The organism is Roseovarius aquimarinus, assembly GCF_043661195.1.
In the GTDB taxonomy this organism is placed as follows: domain Bacteria; phylum Pseudomonadota; class Alphaproteobacteria; order Rhodobacterales; family Rhodobacteraceae; genus Roseovarius; species Roseovarius aquimarinus.
The window spans coordinates 20,021-34,820 of sequence record NZ_JBIHMM010000002.1 but is presented as its reverse complement, the minus strand read 5'-3'; the positions used below and the strand labels follow the sequence as shown (position 1 = coordinate 34,820).

Sequence of the window (14,800 nt, the reverse complement as noted above, 5' to 3'; positions counted from 1 at the left end):
CACAAGGCCGGCCAAACGATAAAAAACAAAATATATCAGGGAGAAGTTATGAAGAATTCAGTGAACCAGCAGATGCTGGACCGTCTCGCCGACGCTGCCCGTGAGGGTCGCATCTCGCGGCGGTCCTTCATGCATTACTCGATGGCGGCCGGTGTCACGGCAAGCGCCGCGACGGGCCTTTGGACCACCAAGGCCCATGCCCAACCCAAGCGCGGCGGCACCTTCCGCATCGCGCAGCATGACGGCAACTCGGGCGACACGCATGATCCGGGCATCTACGAATCCAACGCCGAGATCCTGCTGGCCCACACGTTCCGCGCCTTCCTCACCCAGATCAACACCGACGGCACGCTCGGCGCGGATGTCGCGACCGAATGGTCGGCGACGCCCGACGCCTCGGAATGGACGTTCAAGCTCAACCCCAATGCCAAGTTCCACTCGGGCGGCAAGGTGACGGCGGAAGATGTCGTCGCGTCGATGAATTTTCACCGCGGCGAGGAGTCGACATCGGCGGCGAAGTCGCTGCTGGGCTCGGTCACGGAGATCGTGGCCGAGGACGAAGGAACGGTCGTCTTCAAGCTGAACGCCGGCAACGCCGATCTGCCCTGGCTCATGACCGACTACCACCTCGTCATTCTGCCCCGCAACGATGACGGCACGGCCAACTGGCAGTCGGGCGACGGCTGCGGCCCCTATGTTCTCAACAGCTGGGAGCCGGGCGTGAACGCCTCGCTGACGCGCTTCGAGGACTGGCATGGCGAGGGCGCCTATTTCGATGCGATCGAGGTGACCTTCATCAACGATCCCAACGCGCGCCAGACCGCGCTCGTGACCGGGGACGCCGACGCGACCAGCCTTCTCGAGAACAAGACGATGGGCCTGCTCGAGCGCTCGCCCGATGTGACGGTCATCAACCTGCCCTCCGCGCAGGCGATCACGATGCCGATGTTCTGCGACACCGCGCCCTTCGACAATGTCGATGTGCGCAAGGCGCTGAAACTGTCGATGAACCGCGACGAGCTGGTCGAGAAGATCGCCTTCGGCGCGGCGACGGTTGGCAACGACTTCCACCACTCGCCCGCGATGCCCTACTACCCCGAAGGCATCGAGCAGACGCCCTATGACCCCGATCAGGCCAAGTCGCTCCTGAAAAAGGCGGGCATGGAGGATCTGTCGGTCAGCTTCAGCGTCGCGGATTCGATCACGGCGGGCGCGGTCGATCTCGCCATCCTCTATTCCGAGCAGGCCAAGGCCGCGGGCGTCGACATCAAGGTCCAGCGCGAGCCGAGCGATGGCTATTATTCCGACGTGTGGCTCAAGAAGCCGTGGTGCATGGTCGTCTGGGGCGCACGCCCCACGCCGGACGTCATGTATTCGCTGGCCTACAAGGACGATGCGGCGTGGAACGAGTCGCGCTGGCAGAACGAGCGCTTCAACGAGCTTCTGCTCCAGGCAAAGGCCGAGCTGAACGACGAGCTGCGCGCCGAGATGTATCGCGAGATGGCGATCCTCGCCAAGGACGACGGCGGCACGATCATCCCGTTCTTCCCCAACTTCGTCTACGGCATCCGCAGTAATGTGGGCACCACGGGCGAATACGCCCCGAGCTGGCATATGGACGGCTACCGCGCCGCCAGCCGCTGGTGGTTCAAGGACTGACACGATTTGCACGGCCCGGCTTTCGAGCCGGGCCGCGTTCACGAATTTCGGGCGCTATTCGCCGCTCGTGCGTCTCCGGCGGGAACCCGCCGATGCAGAACGCGCTTGTCATGATACCGCTCACACCGACTGCGCCGCCCGGCGGCGCCAACACGTAAAAAACCGCAGGAGGGACACATGGGAGACATTCTTGGGCTCGTTGCGAAACGGCTCGGTCTGGGGCTGCTCATACTTTTCGTCATCTCGATCATCATCTTCTTCATGGTCGAACTGCTGCCCGGCGACATCGCCGAGGCCGTTCTGGGGCAGGGCGCGACCGAGGAGAACGTCAGGAACCTGCGCGAGCAGATGGGTCTGAACGATCCGGCGCTGGTGCGGTATTTCGACTGGCTGAAAGGCGCGGTCTTCCTCGATTTCGGTCGCTCCATCGTCACGCAGGAAACCGTGATGAGCGTCATCGGAGAGCGCTTCCGCAACACGCTCTTCCTCGCGACCTATGCCGCGGTCATCGCCGTGCCCTTCGCCATCATCCTCGGCGTGATCGTCGCGCTTCTGCGCAACTCGATCTTCGACCGTGTGGCCAACGTGCTGACGCTCACCTCGATCTCGAGCCCGGAATTCTTTCTCGGCTACATTCTCATCCTCTATTTCTCGGTCAAGTGGGGCATGTTCCCCGCCATCGCGAGCCTGAGCGACGGAATGAGCTTCGGCGATCTGCTGCAACGCACCTTCCTTCCGGCGCTGACGCTGGTTCTCGTGGTCACGGCGCACATGATGCGCATGACCCGCGCCGCGATCATCAACCTGCTGGCCTCGCCCTATATCGAGATGGCCAAGCTGAAAGGCACGCCGCCCTGGAAGGTGATCGTCAAGCACGCGCTGCCCAACGCCTGGGCGCCGATCATCAACGTCGTTGCGCTGAACCTTGCCTATCTCATCACCGGCGTCGTGCTGGTCGAGGTGGTCTTCGTCTATCCCGGCATCGGTCAGGCGCTGGTCGACGCGGTCTCCAAGCGTGACTTCCCCGTGGTTCAGGCCTGCTGCCTGATCTTCGCGGCAACCTTCATCCTGCTGAACCTTGCGGCAGATGTGGGCGCAATCCTGACGAACCCGCGCCTGCGGCATCCGAAGTAAGGGAGAGAAAGCAATGGAAGATATCACAACACTCCTCTATTTCGGCATGTCGCCGAGCATGTTCGCGGTGGTCTATTACGCGCTGCTTCTGGTCGCGTCCTGTGCCTTCGCCTACTACAACCAGCGCTCGGCCTTCCTTCTGGTCTTCTCGCTGACGCTGGTGTCGATCATCGTCGGCATCGTCGGCGGGGCCAGCGCGCTTTCGGCGATCGCGGTCACGGCTTTCATCATCGCCATGGCGGCCATGATCTCCTACGCGTTCCGCGAGTTCCTGATCCTGATCGTGAGCCGCGAGATGGCCAAGGAGTTGCGCACCGCGCCGCTCACCGCGGCCTTCGGCATGTTCGTGATCTTCGTCTACGTGATCGCGGGCATCTTCGCGCCCTGGATCGCGCCGCATGGCGAGGCCGAGGTGATCGCGTCGGCCTTCGCGCCGGCGGACGAGAACATGCTCCTCGGCGCCGACCAGCTCGGCCGCGACATGTTCAGCCGCCTGATTTACGGCACGCGCAACTCGGTCGGCCTCGCGCTGACGGCGACGCTGGCGGCCTTCTTCATGGGCGCGCTCGCGGGGCTTCTGGCGGCCACCAAGGGCGGCTGGTTCGACAACTTCATGGGCCGCGTGGCCGATGTCATCATGTCGATCCCGTCGCTCATCTTCGCGCTGCTGATGCTGTCGATCTTCGGCCCGTCCATGCCGGTCATCATCGTGGCCGTCGCCATCATCTACGCCCCGCGCGTCTTCCGCCTCACGCGGGCGGTCGCCGGGAACGTGGTTGTGATGGACTATATCGAGGCGGCCAAGCTGCGCGGCGAGGGGATGTTCTATCTCATCCGCCGCGAGATCCTGCCCAACTCGACCGCGCCTCTGATCGCCGAATTCGGCCTCGAGTTCTGCTTCGTGTTCCTTCTGGTCGCGGGCCTGTCGTTCCTCGGCCTCGGCATCCAGCCGCCGACGGCGGACTGGGGCTCGATGGTGCGCGAGAACGCGACGCTGATCTCGTTCGGAGAAATCACACCGCTCATCCCCGCCGCCGCGATCGCGCTGCTGACTGTCGGCGTCAACTTCGTGGTGGACTGGATGCTGCACCGGTCCTCGGGACTGAAGGAGTAATCGATCATGGAAAACCCGAAGAAAAAAGACGTCCTGCTCAAGATCCGAAACCTCAAGATCGAGGGCTATACGGACGAGACATGGGTGCCCATCATCAAGGGCGTGGACCTTACGCTCCATCGCGGCGAGGTCATGGGCCTCATCGGCGAGTCGGGCGCGGGCAAGTCCACCATCGGCGCCGCCGCGATGGGCTATGCCCGGGACGGCACGCGCATCACACAGGACAGCTCCATCGAGTTCGACGGGATGGAGCTGACCACCGCCACCGAGAGCGAGCGTCGCGGCCTGCGCGGCGCGCGCATCGCCTATGTCGCGCAATCGGCCGCGGCCTCCTTCAACCCGGCGCACAAGATCATCGACCAGCACACCGAGGCGCCGCTCCATTACCGCCTCAAGAAGCGGATGGAGGCGCAGGAGGACGCGATAGAGCTCTACAACAAGCTGCGCCTGCCCAATCCCGACGAGATCGGCTTTCGCTATCCGCACCAGGTCTCGGGCGGCCAGCTTCAGCGCGCGATGACGGCCATGGCCATGTCCTGCCGGCCCGATCTCATCATCTTCGACGAGCCGACGACCGCGCTCGACGTGACGACGCAGATAGAGGTTCTGGCGGCCATCCGCGACATCGTGGACGAGTTCAACACCGCCGCGCTCTACATCACGCATGACCTCGCCGTGGTCGCCCAGATGGCCGACACGATCAAGGTTCTGCTGAAGGGCGAGGAGGTCGAGGAGGCGCCGACCAAGCAGATGCTCGACAGCCCCAAGGAAGACTACACCAAGTCCCTCTGGGCCGTGCGCAGCTTTGAGAGCCCGCAGCGGAGCCGCCAGGGGCGCGAGCCTCTGATCCAGGTGAAGAACGTGGATGCGGCCTATGCGTCGGGGCCGAAGATCCTCGACGATGTCAGCTTCGACATCTACGAGGGTATGACCGTCGCCGTGGTGGGCGAGTCCGGGTCGGGCAAATCGACGACCGCGCGCGTCATCACGGGGCTTTTGCCACCGCAGAAGGGCGAGGTGCTCTTCAAGGGCGATCCTTTCCCGGCGAGCTACAAGGACCGCAACAAGGAACAGCTGCGCCAGTGCCAGATGATCTATCAGATGGCCGACACCGCGCTGAACCCCAAGGTCCGGATCAGCGAGATCATCGGGCGGCCCGCCAAGTTCTATTCGGGCCTTTCGGGCGCCGCGCTCAAGAACCGCGTGGACGAGCTTTTGGACCTGATCGAGCTCGAGCCGTCGCAATACTACAACCGCTATCCGCCCGAGCTGTCGGGTGGGCAGAAGCAGCGGATCGGCATCGCCCGCGCGCTCGCCGCCGAGCCGAGCTTCATCGTCTGCGACGAGGTGACCTCCGCGCTCGACCAGCTTGTGGCCGAAGGCATCCTGCGGCTTCTCGACCGGCTTCAGGACGAGTTGAACCTAGCCTACATGTTCATCACCCATGACCTCGCGACCGTCCGCTCGATCGCCGATGAGGTGGTGGTGATGCAGAACGGGCAGGTGGTGGAGCAGGGGCCGAAGGACGAGATGTTCACGCCGCCCCACCATCCCTACACGGACCTTCTGCTCAGCTCCGTGCCGGAAATGGACCCCGAGTGGCTCACGACCCTCCTCGAAGAGCGCGGCCTCGAGAATATCGGCGAGGCGGCTTCGGACAAGATCGATCCGGACGACAAGAAGGTCGCCGCCACCAAGGTCTGACCGGCGGACAAAGAAAAAGCGGCGGATGGGGGACCATCCGCCGCGTCTCATGAAGGCCCGAAGGCGATCGGTTCAGACCATCGCCATCCCGGTCAGGATCATCGTGCCCACGATCACCGCATAGACGATGAGCACGGCGGGAAAGGTCGCGCTATGCGCGCGGAGTTCGCGGTTGAGTTGGTCTCTGGTCATGGCATTGATCGCTTCTGTCGCGCACCGGGAGGCTCCGTTTCCCGGCCGGCATTGAAAATTGGCGCATGGGATGGCCCATCCGCCGCTGCATCTGCTGAAACTTTCCGAAAAGGCCCGCCGGGTCCGGCAGGCCGTGGCCCGATGTCAGGTGATCGACATCGCGGACAGGACCATCGTCCCGACGATAAGGCCATAGACGACGAGCACAGCAGGCCAGGTGGCACTATGCATGCGAAGTTCGCGGTTCAGTTGATCCCGAGTCATGGGTGCCTCCTTTGATCTGCGTTAACGTCCAAGGGCTCTTTCGTCTTGCCCTGACCCGCATCTACCCATTTTTTGCGACATTGCAATGGTCAAAAGAAGAAAATTACATGCGCCCCGCGCATGGCAGCCAGACCGAAAATGCATGGGTCTTGGGTGGTTTCTCAACACGCTGAAATACAAAGGAAAAGCGTGGAATTGAGTTGGGGTTTGCGAGGGTAATTATGTTGCGCCCCGCGTCGCCTGCCAATTTGTCACAGGGGGGCGCGCCCGGCGCGGCGGTTGCCGCGCCGAGGAATATCATAAAGCGGTCTGAGCGCGCCGCTCAGGCCGCTTGCGGGCCCTGAAGCGGCATGACCTTGAGGTCGCCCTCCGCGCGCGCATGCATCGCCTGAGCGGCGGCGAGCGTCGCCGCTGCGGTCGTGAAATACGGGATCTTGTCGTAGAGCGCGACCGAGCGGATCTCGCGGCTGTCCTCGACCGAGAGCGCGCCTTCGGTCGTGTTCATGACCACGGCAATCTCGCCGTTTTTGAGCATGTCGACGATGTTGGGGCGCCCCTCGTAGACCTTGTTCACCACGGTGCAGTCGATGCCTTCGCTCTTGAGGAAGGCCGCGGTGCCGCGCGTGGCGACGATGGAGAAGCCCATGCCGATCATCAGGCGCGCGGCCTCGGTGATCTGCGCGGTCTTGTCGGCCTCCTTGACCGAGAAGAAGGCCTGCCCCTCGGTCGGAAGGATCACGCCCGCGCCCATCTGTGCCTTGAGGAAGGCCCGTGCGAAGCTGACGTCCCAGCCCATGACCTCGCCGGTCGAGCGCATTTCCGGCCCAAGGATCGTATCGACGCCGGGGAAGCGCGCGAAGGGCATGACCGCCTCCTTCACCGAGAACCAGGGCATCGCGTAATCGGCCAGCGTCATCTGGTCGGCCATCGGCAAACTGCCGGGCGTGGCGTCGGCGGGGTAGGGGCCGCGATGCGGGAAGGCATCGAGCGTCTCGCCCGCCATGAGGCGCGCGGCGATGGAGGCGATGGCGGAATCGGTCGCCTTGGCGACGAAGGGCACGGTGCGGCTCGCGCGCGGGTTCACCTCGATCAGGTAGATCTCGCCGTCCTTGACCGCGAACTGCACGTTCATGAGGCCCACGACCTTGAGCGCGCGGGCGAGCGCGACGGTCTGGCGCTCGATCTCGGCGATGGTGTCCTTGCCCAGCGTGTAGGGCGGGATCGAACAGGCCGAGTCGCCCGAATGCACGCCCGCTTCCTCGATATGCTGCATGATGCCCGCGACATGGACGTTCTCGCCGTCGCAGAGCGCATCGACATCGCATTCGATCGCGCCCGAAAGGTAGCTGTCCAGAAGGACGGGCGACTTGCCCGACACGACCACCGCCTCGTTGATGTAGCGCTTGAGGTGATCCATATCGCGCACGATCTCCATCGCGCGCCCGCCGAGCACGTAGGAGGGGCGGATGACGAGCGGAAAGCCGATACTGTCCGCGATGGCGAAGGCCTGCGCATCCGTCGAGGCGATGCCGTTCTTGGGCTGCTTGAGGTCCAGACGGTTCACGAGGTCCTGGAACCGCTCGCGATCCTCCGCGAGGTCGATCGCGTCGGGCGAGGTGCCGAGGATCGGGATGCCTTCGGCTTCGAGCGCATTGGCAAGCTTGAGCGGTGTCTGCCCGCCGAACTGCACGATCACGCCATGCAGCGTGCCGTTCTGCTGCTCGACCCGCAGGATCTCCATCACGTGCTCGAAGGTCAGCGGCTCGAAATAGAGGCGGTCGGACGTGTCGTAATCGGTGCTCACCGTCTCGGGGTTGCAGTTGATCATGATCGTCTCGTAGCCCGCATCGCTCAGCGCGTAGCAGGCATGGCAGCAGCAGTAATCGAACTCGATCCCCTGGCCGATCCGGTTGGGTCCGCCGCCGAGGATGACGACCTTCTTCGCCTCCGTGGGCCGGGCCTCGCACTCGACCTCGCCCATCATGGGCGCCTCGTAGGTTGAATACATGTAGGGCGTCTGCGCCTCGAATTCGGCGGCGCAAGTGTCGATCCGCTTGAAGACCGCGATGACGCCCGCGGCGCGGCGCGCGGCCCGCACGTCCTCTTCGGTCTTGCCGGTCAGCATCGCGAGGCGCGCGTCGGTGAAGCCCATCATCTTGAGATGGCGCAGACCCGCCTCGGTCGTCGGCAGGCCGCTCGCGCGGACCTCGTTCTCGGCCTCGACGATCTCGCGGATGCGGGCGAGGAACCACGGATCGTACATGGTGACGGCGTGGATGTCGTCGTCGCCCAGCCCGTGACGCATCGCCTGCGCGATCACGCGGATGCGGTCCGGCGTCTGCTTGGCGAGCGCGCGGGTGATCGCGGCCGGATCGGGCGCGCCCTCGATCTCGATCTCGTCGAAGCCGGAAAGGCCGGTCTCCATCGAGGCCAACGCCTTTTGCATGGACTCGTGGATCGTGCGCCCGATGGCCATCGCCTCTCCCACGGATTTCATCGCCGTGGTCAGATGCGGCTCGCTGCCCGCGAATTTCTCGAAGGCGAAGCGCGGGATCTTGGTCACGACATAGTCGATGGTCGGCTCGAAGCTGGCGGGGGTGACCTGCGTGATGTCGTTGTCGAGCTCGTCGAGCGTATAGCCCACGGCCAGTTTCGCCGCGATCTTGGCGATGGGAAAGCCCGTCGCTTTGGAGGCCAGCGCCGAGGAGCGGCTGACGCGCGGGTTCATCTCGATCACGACCATGCGCCCATCGACAGGGTTGATCGCCCATTGCACGTTCGATCCACCCGTCTCGACGCCGATCTCGCGCAGCACGGCGATGCTGTGATTGCGCATCACCTGATATTCCTTGTCCGTCAGTGTCAGGGCAGGGGCGACGGTGATGGAATCCCCGGTATGCACGCCCATCGGGTCCACGTTCTCGATGGCGCAGACGATGATGGCGTTGTCGGCGCGGTCGCGCACGACCTCCATCTCGAATTCCTTCCAGCCCAAGAGGCTCTCGTCGATCAGGATCTGGCCGACGGGCGAGGCATCGAGGCCCGTCTTGCAGTAATGCTCGTAATCGTCGCGGTTATAGGCGACGCCGCCGCCGGTGCCGCCGAGTGTGAAGGCGGGGCGGATGATCGCCGGCAGGCCGACATAGTCGATGGCGTCCATGCATTCCTTCATGGAATTGGCGATGGTCGCCTTGGGGTTCTCGATCCCCAGCCGGTCCATCGCCTCGCGAAAGAGCTTGCGGTCCTCCGCCATCTCGATCGCGGCGCGGTTGGCGCCGATCAGCTCGACCCCGAATTTCTCGAGCACGCCCATATCCGCCACCGCCAGCGCGGTGTTCAGCCCGGTCTGCCCCCCCATCGTCGGCAGGAGCGCGTCGGGGCGCTCCTTCTCGATGATCCGGGCGACGACCTCGGGGGTGATCGGCTCGATATAGGTGGCATCGGCGAGGCCCGGATCGGTCATGATCGTCGCGGGGTTCGAGTTGACGAGGATGACGCGGTAGCCTTCCTCGCGCAGCGCCTTGCACGCCTGGGCGCCCGAATAGTCGAACTCGCAGGCCTGCCCGATGATGATGGGGCCCGCCCCGATGATCATGATGGATTTGATATCGTCGCGCTTCGGCATGGCGGTCCCCGTATGGCAGCTATGGGCGCGCAGGCCCGCCGGGCGCATCGAGTGGAAACGGCGCGAGCGGCGGGCGCGCAAATTGTTGGCGGTTATATCCATGGTGCGCCCCGGCGCAAGGGGATAGGGCGCCCGCGCCGTGCGGCCTCGCCCGATTTTCCCTGTTTTTCGCCCGGCGCTCGCTCTAGGTAGCGCGGCAGGCAGTTTCAGCGGGAGGGGCCGGTGGAGATTCGTTTCGATCAGGGGCCGCATGGGGACGGCGCCGCGCGTTTCGCGGCGCCCCGCCGCATCATCGAGGCGCGCGCGCCGGGTGAGGTGCCCCAGGCGCTGGCGGCGCTCGATGCCGCGCGCGCCGAGGGCGCGTGGCTCGCCGGATATGCAAGCTACGAGCTCGGCCACGCGCTCGAGCCGCGGCTCGCCCCGCTCATGCCCGCGCGGCGGCGCCTGCCGCTCCTGCACATGGGCGTCTATGACGCGCCCGAGGAGGCCCCGGACCTCGTCTCCGGCGCGGCGGGCCTGACGGATCTCGTGCCCGCATGGGACGGCGCGCGCTATGCCGAGGCGTTCCGCACCGTGCACGCGTTCATCGGCGCGGGCGACATCTATCAGGCGAACCTCACTTTTCCGCTCACCGCGCGCATGACGGGCACGCCCGAGGCGCTCTATGCCGCGCTCGCGGCGCGCCAGCCGGTGCGCTTCGGCGCGCTCGTGCTTCAGCAGGACGGCCCCGCGATCCTCTCGCGCTCTCCCGAGCTGTTCTTCCGCACCGATACGGGCGGGCGGATCGAGACGCGGCCGATGAAGGGCACGCAGCCGCGCAGCGAGGACGCGGCCGAGGATGCGCGCCGGCGCATCTTCCTTGCCGCGGACGACAAGAACCGCGCGGAAAACCTCATGATCGTCGATCTTCTGCGCAATGACATCAGCCGCATCTGCACGCCCGGCAGTGTCCACGTGCCCGAGCTTTTCACCGTCGAGAGTTACAGCACCGTGCACCAGATGACCTCGCTCATCGCCGGGCAGATGGCCGAGGGCACGGGGCTCGGCGACATCTTCGCGGCGCTCTTTCCCTGCGGGTCGATCACCGGCGCGCCCAAGCTGCGCGCGATGCAGATCCTCGCCGATCTCGAGGAGGCCCCGCGCGAGATCTATTGCGGCACGATCGGCTGGGCCGCGCCCGACGGGCGCTCGGAATTCAACGTGGCGATCCGCACGCTCATGGTCGAGGCGTGCGAGGTCACGCTCAACGTGGGCGGCGGGGTCGTGCATGACAGCACCGCCGAGGCCGAATACGAGGAGGCGCTGTGGAAGACACGCTTCGCCCGGATCTGACGCCGCCTCCGGGGCCCGATTTCGCCCTGATCGAGACGATGCTCTGGACGCCCGAGGGCGGCGTGCGGCACCGCGCGCGCCACATGGCGCGCCTCGCGCGCTCCGCTCGGCATTTCGGCATCGATCCCGGCGGCGCGGCGGCCCTGCTCGACGGCATCGCGGGGGATGGCCCGCTGCGCCTGCGCCTGACGGTGAATGCCCAAGGAGAGGCGCAACTCGTCTCGGCCCCTTTCCTGCCGCTCGGCCCCGAGGCACGCTGGCGCGTCGCGATCCATCCCGAGCGGCTCGACGCGGCCGATCCGTGGCTCGCCCACAAGACGACGCGCCGCGCGCTCTACGACGCGGCCCGCACGGACCTGCCCGAGGGCATCGACGAATATCTCTTTCTCAATCGCGACGGCGCCCTGGCCGAGGGGGCGATCACCACGGTCTACGCCGATCCCGGTGACGGGATCCTGCGCACGCCGCCCCGCGCCTGCGGCTGCCTGCCGGGTATCGGGCGCGAAGTCCTGATCGCCGCGCGCCGCGCGCGCCCCGCGCGGCTCACGCCCGAGGATCTGGCGTCGGCCCGCGCCCTCTATGTCGGCAACGCGCTGCGCGGTCTCATCCGCGCCGAGCTCGTTTCTTCTTGCTGAAAATATCCCCGCCGGAGGGGTATCCTATTGCCATGCGGAATCGACCAGATGGTCTCAGGACGCTCCGGCCTTTAAACCCTGCTTTAATCCCAATGCGTTACGTTTCCCATATGGCTCCAGCTGGAGCCGGAAAGTGTTGTGACCGAGTGTTGACAGAAGGGTAGATATTATGCGGGTTGCGAACAAGCTCAAAGCTCTGGAAGTGAAGAGCTTTCCGCCGGGGAAATATGGTGACGGCAGCGGCCTCTGGCTGCTGAAACGCGAAGACGGTGGAGGCCAGTGGAGCTTCCGCTATACGCTGTATAGCCGGCGCAAAGAGATGGGTCTGGGCTCGCTCAAAGAGGTCACGCTTCGTGATGCGCGGATCGCGGCAGAAGAAGCGCGCCGCGATCTGCGCGAAGGCAACGATCCGATGAAGCAAAGGCGCATCCGGCTCGGGCAGATCCGACGTGTCAGCGATACGCTCGAAGCTGTCGCGGAAGACGCCTATGAGTCGCATAAAAAGACATTGAAGCGCGATGACGGCCGCTGGGTTGGTCCGCTGCGTCTGCACGTCCTTCCGAAGCTGGGCAAAATGCCGATCGAACAAATTGATCAGCATGACATCCGCGACGCGCTTGCGCCGCTCTGGCATACGAAAAACGAAACCGCGCGAAAAGCACTGTCGCGTCTCAAGACCGTCTTCGTTCATGCGCTTGCGCTCGGCTTAGACGTCAAGCTGCAAACTCTTGAGAACGCGAAAGTGCTTCTTGGTCGGGCCGAAGTCAGTTGCCGACATATCGCAGCAATGCCGTGGTCCGACGTTCCAGCATTCTATGACACGCTCGGCGAGAGCCAGGCAGAGCTGGCGCTGCGCCTGTTGATTTTGACCGGCGTTCGAAGCGGATCCGTTCTCAATTTCGATTTTGACCAAATCGAAGGTGACGAGTGGGTGATCCCCGCAGAGCACCTGAAAGGACGAAAATTCCAGAAGAAGACGTTCACCGTCCCCCTCTCGGCTGAGGCCAAAATTGTGGTAAATCTGGCGCGCAAGCATCAATGCGGAGCGCATGCGTTCTCGAACACGCGGGGCGGCCGTATCGACAAGATGTCGATGCGCAAGCTCATGGTGGACCGTGGTCTTTCGGCGCGGCCACATGGATTTCGATCCTCGCTTCGGACATGGCTCGCAGAGGAGACCGACTGTCCAAACGATGTGGCGGAAGCGATGCTTGCGCATGAAACAGGATCGGATGTCGAACGCGCCTACAAGAGGACTGATTTCTTGGAGAAGCGCCGCAGCTGGACCGATGCGTGGTCAGCCTTTGTTACCGGGATCGAGACCGATATCGCCAGGGCGGCCTGATACGGACTGACCAAAAAGATTACAAAGCGGCCTACACAGGAAGGGCTCTCCTTGATTGGAGAGCCCTCATGCGTTTCTCGGCGGTGACGCCTGCTTTGGTCGGGGCTTAGCCAACGATTTCCAAAAAATGAAACTCGGTCTCTGGCCGGATCTCGATTTTCAGATTTTTATCAGCTTTCCAGAGATTTTTCCAGAAAATCGCCCGTCCCCCGAGAAAACTCCAAAGATTTTCAGAAAACCACCCGGTTGGGTGTTCATTTTTCTGAAAACCGCCCACTTTCGGGTCACACCCCCCGTTTTAGGGGCTTCAGCCGTCTTTCCGACCCATTTGCTGCTCCACAAGACGCCGGATCATCTCTGGCCTTGTAGGCAGATCGTCCTCCGTCCGCCGCAGTGCATCGATTTTCTCGATCATCTCGACCGACATCCGCACAAGAACAGCTTGGGTATCTGTTTTTTCTGCATTTTTCTTCGATATCATGATATTTATCCTTGACGGTGATATTTAGATATCGTAATATATAGACGAGCCAAGGTCGGGCGGCAACCCAACCTTGGCTCTGAATCACAAACCGATCTAGTAAGGAGATCAATTCATGACCTACCAAACCGCTATCACAGCCAATTCGTCTAAAGAAGAGCCGCAGGGCTTCACTCACAGCCCGGTTTCACAAAGCTTCTCCGCGCTTCTCCTCGCCCTTCGCAGCGCAGTAGAGGCCGAAATCGACTCGCTCGAGGCCGATATCCACAGTGTTGCATTTAAGAAGCGGATGAACGACGCGGCCGTTGATTGGCGCGTTGTCTACAATTTTGTCAGGACAGTCTTGGCACAAAAGCCAGCGCGGCCAGAGGATCTTGAGCTTCATTACATTGCATCGCTGATCGCTCTCTCGACATCGTTCGAGCATTCCGAAGATTGCCCGGCATACAATCTGCTTGTTCGCGACTATTCTCCAATCATTCAATGCTGCGCAGAGTCCCCAACAGGACAGCGCACGATCGAGATGATTGAAATTGCGCGAAAGAGCTTTAAAACGCTTGATCGCGCGGTTTTGGGCCGGAATCCGCGGGCTGAGACACAGGCCGTCGCAGCTAAGTAGCGGCCAATCGCGCGGTTCGGGATCGTTCCCGGCCGCGCGCCGTCATCCTCTGTCATCATCCATTCTATTTGGAGGCAATCATGCCGTTCCAACCCGAACTTCCGGGGTTCTCTTCGCCTGCGCGCCCTGAACCCGCCCTTTCTAACGCTCTGGAAGCGTATCCAGATGTGTCCGCCACGACGATCTGCCGTCATGCCAAGCGCATCGGCCGCGCCGGTGAGCACCTCGTTGATAGTATACTCACTCGATATGGCGATCACATTCTCGCCGCGCCCGAAGATGAACCCTTCGACCGGCTCGTCAGGCGCGGTGATCGTCATGTCACGATCCAGGTCAAGACCTCGGCGCGTGCCGTCGACGGGTTCTACAAATTCTCTATGAAGCGCGGCTACGCCGGATCGCCAAAAGGCATCCGCTCGTATGGCGCGAATGACTATGACATCGCCGCGCTCGTCGCCTTGCCCGAGAATGTGGTTCTCTTCTCCGCCGACAGACGCGAGTCGCATCGCATAAGTCTGGATCAGATCCAGGCGCTCCGCGAGCGCCCACGGGCAAGCTATTTGCGGGCGCTCGAAGAGATCGGGCTGATCGGGCCCGATGAGCCCGAGGCCGCGCCTCCTAGCCCGGGATCACCAGCTTTCTGACCAGATGGACCGGCACCTCGTATCTCGGGGTCGTGCCGTATCGCCTGCCTTC

General features: G+C 63.5%; 11 protein-coding genes. 9 read left to right on the top strand and 2 right to left on the bottom strand.

What is annotated here, in order from left to right; translation table 11 throughout:
• Positions 1–48: 48 nt before the first annotated feature.
• The 4 genes from ACGRVM_RS07435 (at position 49) to ACGRVM_RS07420 (ending at position 5,611) form a co-directional block, all read left to right on the top strand.
• Positions 49–1,659, top strand: coding sequence for an ABC transporter substrate-binding protein (locus ACGRVM_RS07435; RefSeq protein WP_377171299.1), 1,611 nt, complete (start codon positions 49–51; stop codon positions 1,657–1,659).
• Positions 1,660–1,836: 177 nt separating this feature from the next.
• Positions 1,837–2,793, top strand: a complete 957-nt coding sequence (locus ACGRVM_RS07430) for an ABC transporter permease (RefSeq protein WP_377171301.1) — start codon at positions 1,837–1,839, stop codon at positions 2,791–2,793.
• 13 nt (positions 2,794–2,806) lie between these two features.
• On the top strand, positions 2,807–3,907 hold the full coding sequence (locus ACGRVM_RS07425; protein WP_377171303.1) for an ABC transporter permease: 1,101 nt from the start codon (positions 2,807–2,809) through the stop codon (positions 3,905–3,907).
• A gap of 6 nt (positions 3,908–3,913) precedes the next feature.
• Positions 3,914–5,611, top strand: coding sequence for an ABC transporter ATP-binding protein (locus tag ACGRVM_RS07420; RefSeq protein WP_377171305.1), 1,698 nt, complete (start codon positions 3,914–3,916; stop codon positions 5,609–5,611).
• Between the two features lie 778 nt (positions 5,612–6,389).
• On the opposite strand, the gene carB is transcribed toward ACGRVM_RS07420, so the two are convergent.
• Positions 6,390–9,692, bottom strand: coding sequence for a carbamoyl-phosphate synthase large subunit (gene carB, locus ACGRVM_RS07415; protein WP_377171402.1), 3,303 nt, complete (start codon positions 9,690–9,692; stop codon positions 6,390–6,392).
• A gap of 222 nt (positions 9,693–9,914) precedes the next feature.
• Between carB and ACGRVM_RS07410 the strand changes: the two genes are divergently transcribed.
• The 3 genes from ACGRVM_RS07410 (at position 9,915) to ACGRVM_RS07400 (ending at position 13,004) form a co-directional block, all read left to right on the top strand.
• Positions 9,915–11,024 (top strand): aminodeoxychorismate synthase component I, encoded by a 1,110-nt coding sequence (locus ACGRVM_RS07410; protein ID WP_377171307.1) that lies wholly within the window; start codon positions 9,915–9,917, stop codon positions 11,022–11,024.
• Positions 10,997–11,659 carry an aminotransferase class IV family protein gene (locus ACGRVM_RS07405; protein WP_377171309.1) on the top strand — a complete coding sequence of 221 codons (663 nt, stop codon included), beginning with the start codon at positions 10,997–10,999 and terminating at the stop codon, positions 11,657–11,659. The genes ACGRVM_RS07410 and ACGRVM_RS07405 overlap by 28 nt, the downstream gene beginning before the upstream one ends.
• Before the next feature lie 169 nt (positions 11,660–11,828).
• Complete coding sequence (locus ACGRVM_RS07400; protein WP_377171311.1) at positions 11,829–13,004, top strand: tyrosine-type recombinase/integrase; 1,176 nt, start codon at positions 11,829–11,831, stop codon at positions 13,002–13,004.
• 307 nt (positions 13,005–13,311) lie between these two features.
• On the opposite strand, the gene ACGRVM_RS07395 is transcribed toward ACGRVM_RS07400, so the two are convergent.
• Positions 13,312–13,485, bottom strand: coding sequence for a ribbon-helix-helix protein, CopG family (locus tag ACGRVM_RS07395; protein ID WP_377171313.1), 174 nt, complete (start codon positions 13,483–13,485; stop codon positions 13,312–13,314).
• Between the two features lie 115 nt (positions 13,486–13,600).
• Here ACGRVM_RS07395 and ACGRVM_RS07390 point away from each other — a divergent pair, with 115 nt between their 5' ends.
• Together ACGRVM_RS07390 and ACGRVM_RS07385 are read left to right on the top strand one after the other, a co-directional pair.
• Positions 13,601–14,104 carry a hypothetical protein gene (locus ACGRVM_RS07390; protein WP_377171315.1) on the top strand — a complete coding sequence of 168 codons (504 nt, stop codon included), beginning with the start codon at positions 13,601–13,603 and terminating at the stop codon, positions 14,102–14,104.
• 80 nt (positions 14,105–14,184) lie between these two features.
• Positions 14,185–14,748, top strand: a complete 564-nt coding sequence (locus ACGRVM_RS07385; RefSeq protein WP_377171317.1) for a hypothetical protein — start codon at positions 14,185–14,187, stop codon at positions 14,746–14,748.
• Positions 14,749–14,800 lie beyond the last annotated feature (52 nt).